This is a genomic window from Haloferax sp. KTX1 (assembly GCF_902410085.1).
In the GTDB taxonomy this organism is placed as follows: domain Archaea; phylum Halobacteriota; class Halobacteria; order Halobacteriales; family Haloferacaceae; genus Haloferax; species Haloferax massiliensis.
In genome coordinates, this window is record NZ_CABPRH010000013.1 from 77,237 (window position 1) to 93,399 (window position 16,163).

Here is a 16,163-nt window from a genome sequence, read left to right on the forward strand (position 1 = left end):
GATGCGCCGCCGCGAGTTCGCCGTCGGCCTCCGAACGCCGCTTTCGACCGCCGCGGGCGACATCGAGCGCCGCGAAGGATTCCTCGTCGCGGTCGACGTCGCGGGCGAAACCGGCGTCGGCGAGGCGACCCCGCTTCCGGGCTGGACCGAGTCGCTCGCCGACTGCCGCGACGCGCTCGCCGGCCTCGCCGAAGACGACGCCACCGGTGACGCCGACCCCGAATCAGCGCTCGAAAACGGGACGCTCGCGGACGCGCCCGCCGCGAGACACGCCGTCTCGCTCGCCGTCGCCGACGCCCGCGCTCGCGCCGCCGACCGGCCGCTCGCCGCGTCCCTCGCCACCGACCCGCACACCTCGCTTCCGGTGAACGCGACCCTCGGCGACGACGGTCCCGAGGCGACCGTCGCGGCCGCCGAGACCGCCGTCGCGTCGGGGTACGACTGCCTCAAACTGAAGGTCGGCGTGCGGGACCCGACCGACGACGTAGCTCGCCTGCGGTCGGTCCGCGAGGCGGTCGGTCCCGACGTGTCGCTCCGGGCCGACGCGAACGCCGCGTGGGACCGCTGGACCGCCGACCGGTTCCTCGACTCGGTCGAGGAACTGGGTCTCGACCTCGACTACCTCGAACAGCCGCTTCCCGCCGACGAACTCGACGGCCACGCGGTCCTCCGGCGGCTCCACGACACGCCCATCGCGCTCGACGAGTCGCTTTCGGCGGCCCCGGCGGGGCGGGCGCTCGCCTCGAACGCGGCGGACGTGCTCGTCTGCAAGCCGATGGCGCTCGGCGGCCCGGACCGCGTCCGCGACCTCGCCGCCCGCGCCCGCGACGCCGGCGTGGAGGTCGTCGTCACGACCACCATCGACGCCGTCGTCGCCCGACTCGGCGCGCTCCACGTCGCGGCGTCGCTCCCCGGCGACCGGGCGCACGGACTGGCGACCGCCCCGCTCCTCGATTCCGACCTCGCGGCCGACCCGGCCCCGGTGCGCGGCGGTCGGATGCGCGTCCCCGACGCCCCCGGACTCGGCATCGACGTGGGCGCAGTGTTCCCCTGAGGCGCAGATAAAAATCAACTCTCCACGGTCCCAACGTTTTTCACGATTCTGCACGTCGAACCGGGAGATGACCGAGGTCGAACTCGACTCCGACGCGGTACGGCTCGCGCTCGACGACGGCGTGGCGACGGTGACGCTGGACGCCCCGGCGGTTCGGAACGCGCTGACGGTCGAGGTGACCGCGGGCGTGCGCGAGGCGCTGGACTCGCTCCCTGACGAGGCGCGCTGTGTCGTCGTCCGCGGGAGCGACGAGGCGGGCGCGTTCTGCGCCGGCGGCGACGTGAACGCCATGCTGGAGCTACAGGCCGACGCGATGACGCTCCCCGAGGCGGTCGACCACGTCGTCGGCGACACCGCCGACTGCGTGCGCCGCGTCTACGAGTGCGACCTCCCGACGGTCGCGGCCATCGACGGCCCGGCCGTGGGCGCGGGCGGCGCGCTCGCCATCGCCTGCGACCTCCAACTCCTCCGCGACGACGCCGCCGTCAGCTTCGGCTTCCGCCGGGTCGGCCTCGCGGTCGACTCGGGGGTGTCGTACCTCCTTCCCCGGCTCGTCGGGCGCAACGTGGCACTGGAACTCGTCTACACGGGCGAGGAAGTCGGTCCCGAGCGGGCGCTGGAACTCGGCGTCGTGAACCGCGTCGCCGACGAAGACGAGTTCGAGGCCGAACTCGACGCCCTCACGGAGCGCATCGCCGGCGGCCCGACGACGGCGCTCACCGCCTCAAAGCGCCTGCTCCGCCGCCCCGACGACTCCATCGAGGCGGCCATCGAACACGAGGCGTCGGCGCAGGCGGTGATGTTCGAGACCGACGACCACGCCGAGGGCGTGGCGGCGTTCACGGAGCGCAGAGAGCCGGCGTTCGAAGGGAAGTAGGCCGGCTGGTCGGGCGGTCTCACCCGGCCTCGCGCCTCCGCCGGCCCCGCGTTCGGTGCATACTTGTCGCCGCCCGGCGACGGCGGGAGTATGGTCACCGTCACCGTCTGGAACGAGTACCGACACGAGCGGGAAGACGACGAGGTCGCCGCGGTCTACCCCGACGGCATCCACGCGACGATAGCCGAGGGGCTCCGCGAGGCGGGTTACGACGTGCAGACCGCCACGCTGGACGAACCCGAACACGGGCTCACCGAGTCCGTCCTCGACGACACCGACGTGCTGGCGTGGTGGGGCCATAAGGCCCACGACGAGGTCGAGGACGCGATCGTCGACCGCGTGGTCGACCGCGTCCGCGACGGAATGGGACTGCTCGTGCTCCACTCGGGACACTACTCCAAGCCGTTCAAGCGCCTGATGGGGACGACCTGCTCGCTGAAGTGGCGAGAGTCGGGCGAGAAGGAACGCGTCTGGGTCGTCGAGCCGGGACACCCCATCGCCGACGGGCTTCCGGAGTCGTTCGAGGTCCCCCGCGCCGAGATGTACGGCGAGCGGTTCGACATCCCCGCGCCGGACGACCTCGTGTTCACGTCGTGGTTCGAGGGCGGCGAGGTGTTCCGCTCCGGCTGTTGTTACACCCGCGGCAAGGGCCGCGTGTTCTACTTCCGGCCGGGCCACGAGACCTACCCCATCTACGAGCAAGACGAGGTTCGGACCGTCCTCGACAACGCCGTCGCGTGGGCGGCCCCCGGCGACGGTCCCGACCCGTACTTCGGCAACGCAGAGCCCATCGAAGACCTCGACTGAGACGACGGGGGCGGACCGTCCGGACGGGACCGCCCGGAGCGCCGACTATCATAAGTGGGTGCGGTCCGGAGAACGCCCATGGCACAACCGACGAGCGGACAGCGGCGACTGATGTTCGCGCTGTTCGCGTTCGCGGCGCTCGTCTTCCTCCTCGGCATCGTCGTCATCGGCTACCTCGCCGGCGCGTTCTGAGGCGGGCGGCGGTCGCCGAGGCGACGCGACGGCTCGCGCTCAGCGGGTCGCGTCGTCGGGGTGGTAGGTCTTCCCGCGAGAGCCGTCGGCGGTCATCCGGCGGAGCGTCGCGGCGGCGTTGCTCGCGTCGTAGCCGAACAGCACGTCCTTCGCGTACTCGTCTGCGACCTCGATGGCGTGGATGAGGTCGTCCACGTCCACGTTCACGGCGTACAGTTCGAGCGAGAAGTCGGCGTCGTAGGGGTCCAGAAGCGAGACGAAGCCGCGGGCGATGGTTTCGAGCCAGTAGGTCGTCCCGTAGGTGGTGTCGTACAGCGGGACGACGAACTCGTCGACGTACTCCGAGAGCGCCTCGATGTCGAGGCCGGCGCGGCGGTAGAGGTGGCCCGGATAGGGGTCGGGGTACAGCGTGAGATACAGGCGGCCGGGGACGCGCTCGGCGGCGTCGGCGACGAAGTCGGTGATGACCTCGGCGCGCCACTCGAACCACGCGTCCTCGTCGTCGGCGTCACGACCGCGGTCGTCGGCCCACGCCTCGAACTGCGAGGTACACCGGTCGCATCGGCAGTACTCGTCGCGGGGGAAGCCCACGTCGTCGAGGCGCACGTCGCCGTTTTCCGCGGCGGCGTCCGCGACGATTTCGAGCAGGCCGGCGCGGTACTTCTCGTTCGTCGGGCAGATGTACGCCCAGTCGAAGTACGTGCGGTCCCGCGTCGCAGGGTTCCCCTCGCCGTCGACGGGGACCAACTCGGGGCTCTCGTTGGCGGCGGCGTTGTCGCCGAAACACGAGATCATGTTGACGGCGTTCGACAGCGGCTCGGCCGCCCGGCCGGTGACGTCTTTGACCTCGTAGAACCCGCGGTCGAACTCCGGCCAGTCCACTTCCTCCTCGTTGCGCGTGACGACCCCGTACATGGCTCCGCTTTCGCGCGGCCGTCGGGTAAGTCGTTCGCTCTCGGGCGTGCGGACGGCTTTCCGGCGCGGCCGCTGGACGGGCGAGAGCGGGGCGGACTCGGTCGGGGACGACCGAGCGCCGAAAAGCGGTTACTCCTCGATTTCGACTTCGACGGTCTCTCCGCTACCGGAGAACACGGTGTAGAGGACCGCGACGAGCGCCAGTACCAGGACCAGTTTGGCCTTCTTGGACATACCGATGGTTTCGACCGCACCGCACTAAGTGATTACGACACCGGGGGAGCCGCGGCGGACGACTCGAAACTGGATACACGTTTTATCTTGACGTTTTTCAGTCGGGAGAGTTCACAGAAACGTTATAATATCTGAGAACATCCTGTCAGTCGTTCAGTTCGTTCCCATCCGCCCGATGCCGCTCGATACTCCGATTCGCGTCTTATCCGCCGACGGCGACCGCGCGACGTCCCGCGTCGTCCAGCGGGCGGTCTCGGACGCCGTCGTCGACTCGGCGGCGACGCTCGCCGCCGCCCGCCGCGCCCTCGACGGCGATTCGTACGACTGTCTCGTCTTGGGTTCGGGGTTCTCCGACGGCGACCCCGTCTCGCTGCTCCGCGAGATTCGAAACACAGACTGCGACCTCCCCGTGGTCTTCCTGGCGTCTGACGCTGATCACTCCGTGACGGAACTGGTCGATTTGGGTATCGACGCGTACCTCGCCCGCGAGGAGTGCATCGGGAAGGCAGAGCGCGACGCCGCTGACGCCACCGACGCGCTCGGCTCGCGGATTCAGCACCTCGCCTGCGAACATCGCAAGGCGCGGGCCGCTCGCGACACGGCCGACCGTGGAGCGTTCTCGGCGGACGCGGGGTGGTTCATCGAGGACGCGCTCGACGCGCTCGACGACGTGTTCTACGTCTACGACCGCGAGGGGAGACTCGTCTCGTGGAACGAGCGACTTTCCGACCTCACCGGTCTGTCGGACGCGGAACTCACGGGGATGTCGGCCGACGCGTTCTTCCACGAGGCCGACCACCCGGCGGTCAAACGCGCCGTCGAGGAGGTTATCCGAACGGGGACGACCGTCGTCGAAGCGCGGTTGCCGACCGACGACGGCACGCTTCTGTTCCAACTCACCGGTCGTCGGCTCACGGGGCCGGACGGCGAGGTCGTCGGCTTCTGCGGCGTCGGCCGCGACATCACGACCCGCCGGAAGCACGAAGAACAGCTCGCACAGCAAAACGAGCGCCTCGGCGAGTTCGCGCGCGTCCTCTCGCACGACCTTCGAAACCCGCTTTCCGTCGCGATCGGCTTCCTCGACCTCGAACGACAGGCGAACGACTCCGCGAACCTCGAACGGGTCGCCACCTCGCTGACCCGAATCGACGACATCGTCACCGACGTGTTGACCGCGGCCCGCCGCGGGACGGCCGTCGTCGAGTTCACGCCCGTCTCCGTCGAGGCGGTCGCCCGCCGGGCGTGGGACACGGTCGAGACGGACGACGCGACGCTCGTCGTCGAGTCGACCGCGACGGTTCACGCCGACCCCGGTCGGCTCCAGCGGCTGTTCGAGAACCTGTTTCGGAACGCGGTCGAACACGGCTCCGCGGACGGCCGAGCCTCGCCGCTGACCGTCCGCGTCACCGCGTCGCCGGCCGACAAGACGGTCGCGGTCGAAGACGACGGCACCGGCATCGACGCCGCCGACGCCGCGCGGGTGTTCGAACGCGGCTTCACCACCTCGGCCGAGGGGACGGGCTTCGGCCTCGACATCGTCCGGTCGCTGGCGGAGGCCCACGGCTGGTCGGTCTCCGTCGGGGCCGCGGCGACGGGCGGCGCGCGCTTCGAGTTCGACGGCGTCGAGTTCGCCGACGAGGACCACCGCTGTCCGGCGAGCGCCGCGGGAAAAAGGGCGTCGAACGACTCCTGAAACGGTCAGTTCACGTCGAGGTTGGCCGCGACTTCTCCCTCGCGGACGATGGTCTCGCAGTAGTCACAGCGCACGCCGTCCGAGAGGACCGTAAAGCGCGACTGGATGGGCTCGTCGGCGTTCGAGATGCAGTTTCTGTTCGGACACGAGATGATGCTCGCGACGGCGTCGGGGCGGACGACCCGGTTCTTCTCGACCACGTCGTAGTCGCGGACGATGTTGATGCTCGCGGCGGGCGCGATGAGCGACAGCACGTCCACCTCGGACTGGCTCAGTTCGCGGCCTTCGACCTTCACGATGTCCTTGCGGCCGAGGCGGTCGGAGGGGACGTTCATCCCGACCGAGACGGCCTCTCCGCTGGTGCCGTCGATGCCGAGGATGGCGAGGACGTTGAGCGCCTGCCCCGCGGCGACGTGGTCGATGACGGTGCCGTTTCGAATCTTCGAGACGCGGAGTTGGTGGTCGTCTGTCATCGGTCTTGGGAGAGGAGGATGTCCAGAAGCGCCATCCGGACCGGGATGCCGTTGTGGGCCTGTTCGAAGTACGTCGCGTGGTCGGTGTCGTCGATGTCCGGCGAAATCTCGTCCACGCGGGGCAGCGGGTGCATGACCGTGAGGTCGTCGGCCGCCGCTTCCAGCGTCTCCGAGTCGATCTGGTACTGTCCCGCGACCTTGCGGTACTCGTTTTCGTCGGGGAAGCGCTCGCGCTGGATGCGCGTCACGTAGAGCACGTCGAGTTCGGGGAGCACCTCGTCGAGTTCGGTGTGTTCTCTGACCTGCGCGCCCGAGGCGTGGAGGTCGTAGCGGACGTTCCGGGGGAGCCGCAGGCTCTCGGGGCTGATGAAGTGCTGGCTGGCGTCGAAGTTCGTCAGCGCCTCGGCCAGCGAGTGGACCGTCCGGCCGTACTTCAGGTCGCCCATGATGCCGATGGTGAGGTCGTCGAGGCCGGCGTTCTCCCGGATGGTGTAGAGGTCAAGCAGGGTCTGGCTCGGGTGCTGGCCCGCGCCGTCGCCCGCGTTGACGAGGGGCACGTCGACGAACTCGGCGGCCATCGTGGCCGCGCCCTCGCTCGGGTGGCGGAGCACGAGCGCGTCGGCGTAGCCCTCGACCACGCGGACGGTGTCGGCGAGCGTCTCGCCCTTCTTGACCGACGACGACTCGACCGGGCCCATATCGACGGTCTGGCCGCCGAGGCGTTTCATCGCGGAGTCGAAGCTCATCCGGGTTCGCGTGCTCGGCTCGAAGAAACAGAGCCCGAGAACCTTTCCGGCGTGTCGCTGCCGGAACGCGGCCGGGTCGTCGTCGATGTCGGCCGCGCGGTCGAGCACCGCCTCGATGTCCTCCCGCGAGAGGTGCGACGCGGAGATGAGGTGGTCCTGACGCATCGATGAATGACGCGACCTACACCGACTTGAATCCCCCGGCATCGGACGCTCTGAGTGATATTCACCACCATGCACAGAATCGGCGATATCGGCGACCGCGGCGGACACAGCACGGCGGGCGAAACGGTCGAAAAGCGAGGCGACGAGACGGCAGGACGAAACCGCCGAGACGACGACTGACGCCGACCCTACGGCCAGTTGCCGGCGGAGTCGTAGGAGTCGACCACGCGGCGGATGGCGACGACGTAGGCCGCGGTGCGGAAGTTCGGCAGGTCGTGGGTCTCGTAGGCGTCGACGAGCTCCTCGAAGGCGTCGACGATGACGCGCTCCAGTTCGTCGTTGACGCGGTCTTCGGTCCAGTAGAACCGCTGGCGGTTCTGGACCCACTCGAAGTACGAGACGGTGACGCCGCCGGCGTTGGCGAGGATGTCGGGGAAGACGTGGACCTCGCGCTCGGTGAGCACGTCGTCGGCGTCGGGCGTGAGCGGGCCGTTCGCGGCCTCGACGACGACGTCCGCGCTCACGTCGTGTGCGAGTTCGCCGTCGATGGCGTTCTCCAGCGCGGCGGGCACGAGCAGGTCCACGTCGAGGGTGAGCAGTTCCTCGTTGGTGATGGCCTCCGTGCCCTCGTAGTCGGAGACGGTACCCGTCTCGTTTTTGAACCCCTTGACCGCGCGGGTGTCGAGACCGTCGGCGTCGTAGATGCCGCCGGAGGAGTCGGAGACGGCGACGACCGTCGCGCCGAGGTCCTCGATGAGCTTCGCGGCGACGGAGCCGGCGTTCCCGTAGCCCTGCACGGCGACGGTCGCGCCCTCGATGTCGCGGCCGAGGTAGTCGAACGCCTCGCGGGCGGTGAGCATCGTCGAGCGACCCGTCGCCTCGACGCGACCCTCACTGCCGCCGTTGGAGAGCGCCTTCCCGGTGATGACGCCCGGCGCGGTCGTGTTTTCGAGCGTCTCGTAGGTGTCCTTGATCCAGTTCATCTCCCGCTGGCCGGTGTTCACGTCGGGCGCGGGGATGTCGCGGCTCTCGCCGATGAGGGGGCGAAGCTCCTTGGCGAACGACCGGGTGATGCGTTCGAGTTCGGACTCGGAGTACGTCTTGGGGTCGATGACGATGCCGCCCTTGCCGCCGCCGTAGGGGATGTCGACGACGGCGCACTTGTACACCATCCAGCCCGACAGCGCCTTCACCTCGTCTCGGCTGACGTTCGGGTGGTAGCGAATCCCGCCTTTGTACGGGCCGCGGTCGCCGTTGAACTGCGACCGGTAGGCGCGAAACAGCTCGACGTCGCCGTCGTCCATCTCGACGGCGAGGTTCGTTTCGAGGACTCGCTCGGGGTTTTTCAGCCGCTCGATAACGTCGTCTCGAACGTCGAGGTAGGCGGCCGCGTCGTCGATTTGCTCCTGTAGACTCTCGAATGGATTCGCCTCTTGTGCCATGCCATAATACGCTCCGGGCAGCCGGTTAAGCGTAGCGGGGATTTTAGCATACCACAATATTGGGACACATACCCATAGATAAAAGGTGACAGTCGTCGGGCGTCCGGCCGAGTCGGCATCGGGCCGGGTCGCTCTCGCGCCGGCCGGAGCGCGCTCAGTACGACTCGCCGGCGCGGTCGAGGACGTTCTCGGCCTGCTTGACCAGCGGCGCGTCTATCATCTCGCCGTCGACGCCGAAGACGCCCCGACCCTCCTTTGCGGCCTCGTCGCGGGCGCGGAGCACCGTCTTCGCCCACGCCACGTCCTCGTCGTCGGGCGAGAACGCCTCGTTGATGACGGGCACCTGCGCGGGGTGGATAGCGAGTTTCCCGTCGTAGCCGAGTCGCCGGCCGAACGCGGCGTCCTCGCGGAGCCCCGCCTCGTCCCGATAGTCGACGTGGAGCGTGTCGATGGCGTCGACGCCGGCGGCCGCGGCCGCGACGACGACGCGCTCGCGGGCGTAGAGCACCTCGGTCCCGTCGTCGCTTCTGGTCGCGCCCACGTCGGCGGCGAAGTCCTCCGCGCCGAAGACGACGGCGGCGGTGTCGGGCGCGGCCGCGACCTCGGGGGCGGCGAGGACGCCCGCCGCGCTCTCGATGATGGCGATGACGGGGCAGTCCGCGTCGGCCTCGCGGGCCGCGTCGGCGACGCTCGTCACGTCGTCGGCGCTCGTCGCCTTCGGGACGACCAGCGCGTCCGGCGGGTGTTCGGCGCAGACGGCGGCGATGTCGTCGCGGCCGGCGTCGCCGGGGTTGACGCGGACCGCGACCTCGGCGTCGGGGTCGAAGTCGGGGTCCGAGAGAACCGCGGCGACGGTCTCACGAGCCTCGGCTTTCCTGTCGGGCGAGACGGCGTCTTCGAGGTCGAAGACGAGCGCGTCCGCGCCCGCGCCGGGGGCCTTCCGCAGGAGTTCGGGTCGGTCGCCGGGGGAGAACAAAACGCTTCGTCGGGGCATGGTGTGTGTATCGAGGGGAGCGGTGAAATATCGACCCGTCGGCGACCCGGTTCAGGGCCAGAGGCCGCGGTGTTCGTGCGCCTCGGAGACGCGTTCGAGCGCGACCATGTAGGCGGCGTCGCGCCACGTCGCGTCGTGTTCCTCGACGCGCTCGCGGACGGCGGTCCACGCGCGGAGCATCTCGGTCTCCAGTTCGTCGTGGACGCGTTCGAGCGACCACGAGCGGTGGTTGAGGTCCTGCAACCACTCGAAGTACGAGACGGTGACGCCGCCGGCGTTGGCGAGGATGTCGGGGACGACCGGAATCTCGCGTTCCTCGAACAGTTCGTCCGCGGCCGACGTGGTCGGGCCGTTCGCGCCCTCGACGACGAGGTCAGCCCGCACGTCGCGGGCGTTCTCGGCGGTCAGGACGTTTCCGACGGCCGCCGGGATGAGCACGTCCACGTCGAGTTCGAGCAGTTCCTCGTTCGAGAGTTTCCGCGGCGCGTCGTACTTCATGACGGCTTCCGGTTCCTCCTCGTGGGTCGGCACGTCGCGGGTGTCGAGGCCGTCGGGGTCGTAGATGGCCCCGTTCACGTCGGAGACGGCGACGACCGTCGCGCCCTCGTCGTCGAGGAGTCGCGCGGCGGGCGCGCCGACCGACCCGAACCCTTGGACCGCGACGGTGGTGTCTTCGATGTCCCAGCCGAGGTAGTCGATGGCTTCGCGGGCGATGATGGCGACGGAGCGGCCGGGCGCGGTGTCGCGGCCCTCGCTCCCGCCGACGACCGGCGGCTTCCCCGTGACGACACCGGGCGTCGTCTCGCCTTCCTGCATCGAGTAGGCGTCCATGAACCACGCCATCGTCTGGGCGTCGGTGCCCATGTCGGGCGCGGGGATGTCCTTCGTGGGGCCGATGAAGGGCCGAAGCTCTTCTGCGAACCGGCGGGTGAGCCGCTCTTTCTCGTCGGTCGAGAGGTCCTTGGGGTCGACGACGATGCCGCCTTTGCCGCCGCCGAACGGGAGGTCCATCACGGCGCACTTCCACGTCATCCACATCGAGAGCCCGATGCACTCGGCTTCGGTCACGTCGGGATGGAACCGGAGGCCGCCCTTGTACGGCCCGCGGACGCTGTCGTGCTGGGCGCGATAGCCGGTGTATACCGCGGTCGAACCGTCGTCGCGTTCGAGCGGCACCGAGACGCGGTGGACCTGATTCGGGTGTCGAAGCCGCTCGATGACGCCGGGGTCGACGTCGAGGTGCGCCGCCGCGCGTTCGAGCTGTCGGCGGGCCGTCTGGAGGGCTGTCTCTTCGGTCGGTTCGTCGTCCGTCTCGGTGGGTGGTGCTGCGGATGCCATGATTGGTCGTGCCGGCCGAGCGCCGGCTGTGCCGGGGGACAGACGCGTCGTCCCGCGTCCGTCGCGCCCGTCGAGACCGCTGAACCGGCCGCAATCGGGCGCTTTCGAAATCCTCTATGGTGGATAATTATAATGGTTGTTATCCAGTTTCGCTCGGGGCAATAGTTGTCACACAGGGCGGCCGACCGGCACGGTTTTATCACGGTCTATCACACGATTTACCATGTCGGGGCTGTACTACGAGGAGTTCGAGGTCGGCCGGACCATCGAACACGAGAAGCGACGCACCGTCTCGGAGTCGGACAACCAGCGCTTCTGCGACATGACGATGAACCAGCAGCCGCTCCACCTCGACGCCGAGTTCGCGGCCGACTCGCAGTTCGGCGAGCGACTGGTCAACGGCCTCTACACGATGAGCCTCGCGGTCGGCCTCTCGATTCCCGAGACGACCGACGGGACCATCGTGGCGAATCTCGGCTACGACGACGTCTCTCATCCGAACCCGGTGTTCCACGGCGACACGCTCCGGGCGCAGACGACCGTCCTCGACAAGCGCGAGACCTCCGACGGCGAGCGCGGCGTGGTGACGATGAACGTCGAGGTGTTCAACCAGCACGACGACCTCGTCTGCGAGTTCGAGCGGACGGCGCTGTCGCTGAAACGCGAGTTCGCCGACGATGCCGACGCCGACGCCTGAACCGGCTGACTGCTCCGGCCTCCAACCCACCCGCACCGTTTTCTCCCCGGCGTCGCTAGGCCGGACATGGATTTCGACGGCCTCCCCGCGCGAGTCGCGTCGGCCAGCGACCGGGCCGCGTCGGTCGCCGCCCGCGCGCCCGACCCGATGACGGTCGCCCGGGTCGGTCTCGGTGCGATGGTGTTGGCCGCGGGCGTCCACAAGCTTCTGGACCCGCTTTCGTGGTCGGCGTACGTCGTCCCGTGGCTCGCGCCGCTGCTCGTCGTCTCGCCGGTGACGTTCGTGCTCGTAAACGGCGTCCTCGAAGTCGGCTTCGGCGCGGCCATCGTCGCCGACCGCTACACCGCCCTCGCGAGCGCCGTCGCGGCCGTCTCGCTGTCGGCGACCTGTCTCTATCTCGCGGTCGTCTTCGTCGCCGAGGGCGGCCTGTTCGGCGACGTGCTCGCCCGCGACATCGGACTCGCGGGGCTCGCGTGGGCCGTGTTGGTCGAGTCGCTCCGGCGGCCTACCCGAACACCGTGACGAGGATGAGTTGCGTGTTCATCAGCCCCGCGACGCCCCACGGGACGGCCACGCCGATGGGAATCGCCCCGCGGTAGCGACTCGGGAGGACGCGCCACGCGACGACCGCGACCGCGAGCACGACGAGTTTCAGCGAGATGAGCGCGCCAACCGGCCCGAACACGGGCATGAGCGCGAGCACGACGGGGTTCAGTTCGGCCAGTCCCCGGCCCAGTCCGTAGAGCGTCGTCAGCACGTCGAGGACGAACGCCAGCATCGTCACGGTCCAGAGGACGTGCTCGTCGCTCACCGCGTGCGTGAGTGCCGTTCGGGGCGTCTCGGGAATGGGGACTTCGTGGCTCATGGCGGGCTATCGGCAGGCGACAGTTCCCGAAGCCGCGGCGAGACGGGACGGACGGGACGAGTGGGACGGGACGGGAGTCGGCCGACGATGAGGTCCGTACCACTCCGACCGTCCTCAGTACGAGCCGCTTAGGTCAGTTACCGTGAAATTACCCGCCCGAAAAACGGAGCATTAACCGTCGAAACCGGCTCAGATGACGGTCCCGTGTTTCTTGTCGGGGAGCGATTTGTCCACGTCCGCGTAGAACTCGAAGCGGGCCGCAAGCTCGTCGCGGAGGCTCGACGGCGGGACGATTTCGTCGATGACGACCTCGCTCGCCATCCGGTGGGCGTCGATGTCCTCGCGGTACTCCTCACGGAGTTCGTCTTCCATCCGCGCCCGCTCTTCGGGGTCGTCGACGTCGGCGAGCTTGTTCGCGTACACCGCGTTGATGGCGGCCTCGGGGCCCATGATGCCGATCTCGCCCGAGGGGAGCGCGATGACGCTCTCGGGGTCGTAGGCCGGGCCGCCCATGGCGTAGATACCCGCGCCGTAGGCCTTCCGCACGATGACGGTCTGCTTGGGCACCGTCGCCGACGACGTGGCGTAGATGAACTTCTTGCCCTTCTCCAGGATGGCGTCCTTTTCGACCTGCGAGCCGGCCATGAAGCCGGGCGTGTCGCAGAGGTAGAGGAGCGGAATCTCGTAGGCGTCGCAGGTCCAGATGAACTCCGCGGCCTTCTCGGCGGCGTCGGGGAAGATGGCTCCCGACCGCTCCGTGGGCTGGTTGGCGACGACGCCGACCGGACGGCCGTCGATGCGGGCGAACGCGGTGACGATTTCCTTGCCGTAGTCGGGCTTCAGTTCGAACACCGACTCGGCGTCGACGACGCGCTCGATGAGGTCGTGGGCGTCGTAGGGGCGGTTCGGCGACTCGGGGATGAGTTCGTCGATGCCGTCGGGCGAGTACCGCGGCGGTTTCGACTCGGAGCGCGGCGGCTTCTCGCCGGCCTTGTCGGGCAGGTAGGTGACGAGTTGCGAGACGAGTTCGCGGGCGTGGGCTTCGTCGCGGGCGACGAGGTCGGCGCTCCCGGACTCCTCGGCGTGCATCCGCGCGCCGCCGAGGTCCTGCATGGAGATCTCCTCGCCGGTGACCATCTTCACCATGCGCGGCGAGGCGATGGCCATCGCGGACATCCCCTCGACCATGACGGTGAAGTCGGCGAAGACGGGCGTGTAGGCCGCGCCGGCGATGCACGGCCCGTAGAGGACGCAAATCTGCGGGACGTACCCCGAGAGCATCGAGTGGTTGTAGTAGTACTTCCCGATGCCCTCGCGGTTGGCGAAGAAGCCGGTCTGCTGGTCGATGCGGCCGCCGGAGGAGTCCATCAGGTAGAGCACCGGCTTGCCGGTCTTGAGCGCCCGCTGTTGCATCCGAAGGAACTTCTCGACGCCGCGGCGGGCCATCGACCCGGCCTTGACGGTGAAGTCGTTGGCCATGAAGTGGAGGTCGCGGCCCTCGAACTCGGCGGCACCCGTGAGGAGGCCGTCGCCCGGCAGGCGGGTGTTCGGGTCGGCCTCGTCGACCTCGGGGGAGTTCTCGTGCCACGAGTCGAAGTTGGCGAACTTGCCGTCCTCGAACGCCAGCCCGTCGGGGAACCACAGGTCGAGGCGGTCGCGGACGAACAGCTTTCCCGACTCCGGCAGGCGCTGTTTGTACTTCTCGGGACCGCCGCCGAGGATGTCCGCGATTTCCTCGCGGAGTTTCTCCTCGCGCTCGGTCGGTCCCATGTCGTCGTCGAGCGGGAAGGCGTCCGCGGGCGGTTCGGCGTCCGCGACGGCCTCCTCGCCGTCGCCGACGAAGACGTTCACGTCCGTCCCGAGGTGTCGCGCCAGCGCGCTGGCGATGGCCTCGGCCTCGTCGCCGGTCGCGCCGTCGCCGATTCTGACCTTCATACTCGGTGATGCACCACCGTATTCAAAATGGTTTTCCATGTATGATTTGCCGGTCGGGCGAATCGAGGCGGGCGGCAGTCCGGCCGCAGTCCAGCCGGAGACCTGACGCTATCGACTGCGAAGTCCGTGGAAAACGAGTGTGCCCGGCCGTTTCGGCTCGCTCGACGCGGTTGGTGCCTCAGCCCCGCGGGTCGGGGGTCGGCGGGTCGGACGCGGTCAGTCCAGCGCGGCTTCGAGCTTCGCGATGAGGTCGGTGTTGCCGACGTACATCGGGGTGCGCGCGTGGAGTTCGTCCTTGTCCACGTCGAGAAGCGACTTCGTGCCGTCGGAGGTCGCGCCGCCGGCCGTCTCGATGACGTAGCCGATGGGGTAGCCCTCGAACTGGACGCGGAGTTTGCCCTCGGGGGCGGACTCCAGCGTGGGGTACGCGAAGATGCCGCCGTAGGTGAGAATCTGGTTCACGTCGCCGATCATGGAGCCGCCGTAGCGGAGCTTGCGCGAGGGGTCCTGTTCGACCTCGCGGGCGAACGCCTCGAAGTCGTCGGTCCAGTCGGGGACGCGGCCGCCGAAGCCGTACACCGACCCCTCGTCGGGGAGGGTGACGTCCTCGCGGACGAGCTCGTGGCTCGCGTCGTCGTGGATGACGTACTCGTCGACGCGGCCGTCGCGGGCGACGACCATCGTCATGACGGGGCCGTAGAGGACGTAGCCGGCGGCGACGAGGTCGCGGCCGTGGGCCGGGAGGGGCGACTCGTAGACCGCGAAGATGGTCCCCATCGTGTTGTTCGGCTTCAGGTTCGACGAGCCGTCGAGCGGGTCGACCGCGACCGACAGCCGGCCGGTGCCCACGTCGACCGACTCGGGGCGCTCCTCGCTGGCGTACTCGCCGACGCCGTCGAGCGCGCCGATGCGCTCGCAGAGGAGGTCGTCGGCGAACACGTCGGCGGCCATCTGCGTCTCGCCGCTCGGGTTCTCTTCTTCGGCGGTGACGCGGCGACCGGGGAGGCCGGTTCGAATCTCGGGCGCGGTGCTCGCGATGACGTCGACCACGCCGTCGATGGTCCGCACGTCGCGGGCGGTGTCGGCGGTGTTGACGTCCGTCGTCGCCATCAGGCCCACCCCTCGGGGCGTCGGCGAGTCGTCGGCGAATCGTCGGCGAGGCGGGAACTGCCCCCGAACGTCGTCGGGGCGGAAGATACCGTCTGCGGGGAGTCGACGGCCGTGTCGGAGCCGGGCATCATCTGATTCAAAATGGTGTAACTACCTATATAAAGACTACGTCTAGGGTCGTTTAGGGGATATTGTTGAATATGGTGGTTATGGAGTCCGTAACGAAATATTACGGGATAATCCCTTCCGAATGAAAATTACTACTCAGATAGTAAAAATTCGGCCGCGGAGTTGGAACCGAGACTCACTCCATCGCGTCGCGCGCCTGCGCCTTCCACGCGCTGACGACGGTCGGGTCGATTTGGAGGGCGTCTGCGACGTGTTCCGGGTCGGCGGTGGCGAGCCGTCTGACGGAGCGGACGCCCGCCTCGGCGAGCAGTTCGGCGTCGTCCTCGTCGATGCCGACGAGCGTCGTCAGCGGCTCGGGTTTCGACCGCTCGCGCCACGCCTCTTCGGCCGCGAGCGCGTCGCCCGAGCCGTCGGCGGACGCCCCCGTCGTCCCGGTCGGCGTCCAATCGCCCGACGCGGTCGGCTCCGAGCGCGCGTCCGCCCCGTCTCCCCCGTCC

General features: G+C 68.9%; 17 protein-coding genes. 7 read left to right on the forward strand and 10 right to left on the reverse strand.

Features of this window, described 5'->3' with window-relative positions:
• The first annotated feature begins 1 nt into the window (after window position 1).
• The 3 genes from menC (at window position 2) to FY251_RS17560 (ending at window position 2,738) form a co-directional block, all read left to right on the forward strand.
• Window positions 2-1,054, forward strand: coding sequence for an o-succinylbenzoate synthase (gene menC, locus FY251_RS17550; protein WP_148416334.1), 1,053 nt, complete (start codon window positions 2-4; stop codon window positions 1,052-1,054).
• 67 nt (window positions 1,055-1,121) lie between these two features.
• Window positions 1,122-1,931 carry an enoyl-CoA hydratase/isomerase family protein gene (locus tag FY251_RS17555; protein WP_148416335.1) on the forward strand — a complete coding sequence of 270 codons (810 nt, stop codon included), beginning with the start codon at window positions 1,122-1,124 and terminating at the stop codon, window positions 1,929-1,931.
• A 90-nt stretch (window positions 1,932-2,021) separates the two neighbouring features.
• On the forward strand, window positions 2,022-2,738 hold the full coding sequence (locus FY251_RS17560) for a ThuA domain-containing protein (RefSeq protein WP_148416336.1): 717 nt from the start codon (window positions 2,022-2,024) through the stop codon (window positions 2,736-2,738).
• 231 nt (window positions 2,739-2,969) lie between these two features.
• Here the strand turns inward: FY251_RS17560 and FY251_RS17565 are convergent, their stop codons facing one another.
• Window positions 2,970-3,845: a hypothetical protein gene (locus tag FY251_RS17565; protein ID WP_148416337.1), complete on the reverse strand. Its 876-nt coding sequence runs from the start codon at window positions 3,843-3,845 to the stop codon at window positions 2,970-2,972.
• Between the two features lie 409 nt (window positions 3,846-4,254).
• Between FY251_RS17565 and FY251_RS17570 the strand changes: the two genes are divergently transcribed.
• Window positions 4,255-5,772 carry an ATP-binding protein gene (locus FY251_RS17570; protein WP_148416338.1) on the forward strand — a complete coding sequence of 506 codons (1,518 nt, stop codon included), beginning with the start codon at window positions 4,255-4,257 and terminating at the stop codon, window positions 5,770-5,772.
• 5 nt (window positions 5,773-5,777) lie between these two features.
• On the opposite strand, the gene pyrI is transcribed toward FY251_RS17570, so the two are convergent.
• A complete protein-coding gene (gene pyrI, locus FY251_RS17575) occupies window positions 5,778-6,245 on the reverse strand; it encodes an aspartate carbamoyltransferase regulatory subunit (protein WP_148416339.1) in 468 nt (155 codons plus the stop codon).
• The gene (gene pyrB, locus FY251_RS17580) at window positions 6,242-7,156 is read right to left on the reverse strand and encodes an aspartate carbamoyltransferase (RefSeq protein WP_004977050.1); all 915 of its coding nucleotides are present in this window, start codon (window positions 7,154-7,156) and stop codon (window positions 6,242-6,244) included. The genes pyrI and pyrB overlap by 4 nt, the downstream gene beginning before the upstream one ends.
• A 54-nt stretch (window positions 7,157-7,210) precedes the next feature.
• On the opposite strand from pyrB, the gene FY251_RS23170 reads away from it, so the two are divergent.
• Entirely contained in the window at window positions 7,211-7,336 is a 126-nt protein-coding gene (locus FY251_RS23170) for a hypothetical protein (protein WP_255516735.1), read from the forward strand.
• 8 nt (window positions 7,337-7,344) lie between these two features.
• Here FY251_RS23170 and FY251_RS17585 read toward each other — a convergent pair whose 3' ends face one another.
• The 3 genes from FY251_RS17585 to gdhB form a co-directional block, all read right to left on the reverse strand.
• A complete protein-coding gene (locus FY251_RS17585) occupies window positions 7,345-8,598 on the reverse strand; it encodes a Glu/Leu/Phe/Val dehydrogenase (RefSeq protein WP_148416340.1) in 1,254 nt (417 codons plus the stop codon).
• 154 nt (window positions 8,599-8,752) lie between these two features.
• Window positions 8,753-9,592 (reverse strand): CoA ester lyase, encoded by an 840-nt coding sequence (locus FY251_RS17590; RefSeq protein ID WP_148416341.1) that lies wholly within the window; start codon window positions 9,590-9,592, stop codon window positions 8,753-8,755.
• Between the two features lie 51 nt (window positions 9,593-9,643).
• Window positions 9,644-10,930, reverse strand: coding sequence for a glutamate dehydrogenase GdhB (gene gdhB, locus FY251_RS17595; protein WP_148416342.1), 1,287 nt, complete (start codon window positions 10,928-10,930; stop codon window positions 9,644-9,646).
• A gap of 136 nt (window positions 10,931-11,066) precedes the next feature.
• Here gdhB and FY251_RS17600 point away from each other — a divergent pair, with 136 nt between their 5' ends.
• On the forward strand, window positions 11,067-11,627 hold the full coding sequence (locus FY251_RS17600; RefSeq protein ID WP_342765787.1) for a MaoC family dehydratase: 561 nt from the start codon (window positions 11,067-11,069) through the stop codon (window positions 11,625-11,627).
• 66 nt (window positions 11,628-11,693) lie between these two features.
• Window positions 11,694-12,149 (forward strand): DoxX family membrane protein, encoded by a 456-nt coding sequence (locus tag FY251_RS17605; RefSeq protein ID WP_148416344.1) that lies wholly within the window; start codon window positions 11,694-11,696, stop codon window positions 12,147-12,149.
• On the opposite strand, the gene FY251_RS17610 is transcribed toward FY251_RS17605, so the two are convergent.
• The 4 genes from FY251_RS17610 to FY251_RS17625 form a co-directional block, all read right to left on the reverse strand.
• Complete coding sequence (locus FY251_RS17610) at window positions 12,133-12,492, reverse strand: DUF5658 family protein (RefSeq protein ID WP_148416345.1); 360 nt, start codon at window positions 12,490-12,492, stop codon at window positions 12,133-12,135. The two genes, FY251_RS17605 and FY251_RS17610, sit on opposite strands and share 17 nt — an antisense overlap.
• A 189-nt stretch (window positions 12,493-12,681) precedes the next feature.
• Window positions 12,682-14,427, reverse strand: a complete 1,746-nt coding sequence (locus tag FY251_RS17615; RefSeq protein ID WP_148416346.1) for an acyl-CoA carboxylase subunit beta — start codon at window positions 14,425-14,427, stop codon at window positions 12,682-12,684.
• 216 nt (window positions 14,428-14,643) lie between these two features.
• Entirely contained in the window at window positions 14,644-15,537 is an 894-nt protein-coding gene (locus tag FY251_RS17620) for a class 1 fructose-bisphosphatase (RefSeq protein WP_148416347.1), read from the reverse strand.
• A 304-nt stretch (window positions 15,538-15,841) separates the two neighbouring features.
• Window positions 15,842-16,163: helix-hairpin-helix domain-containing protein (locus FY251_RS17625; protein WP_187367436.1), on the reverse strand; the 322-nt coding region annotated here is incomplete at its 5' end.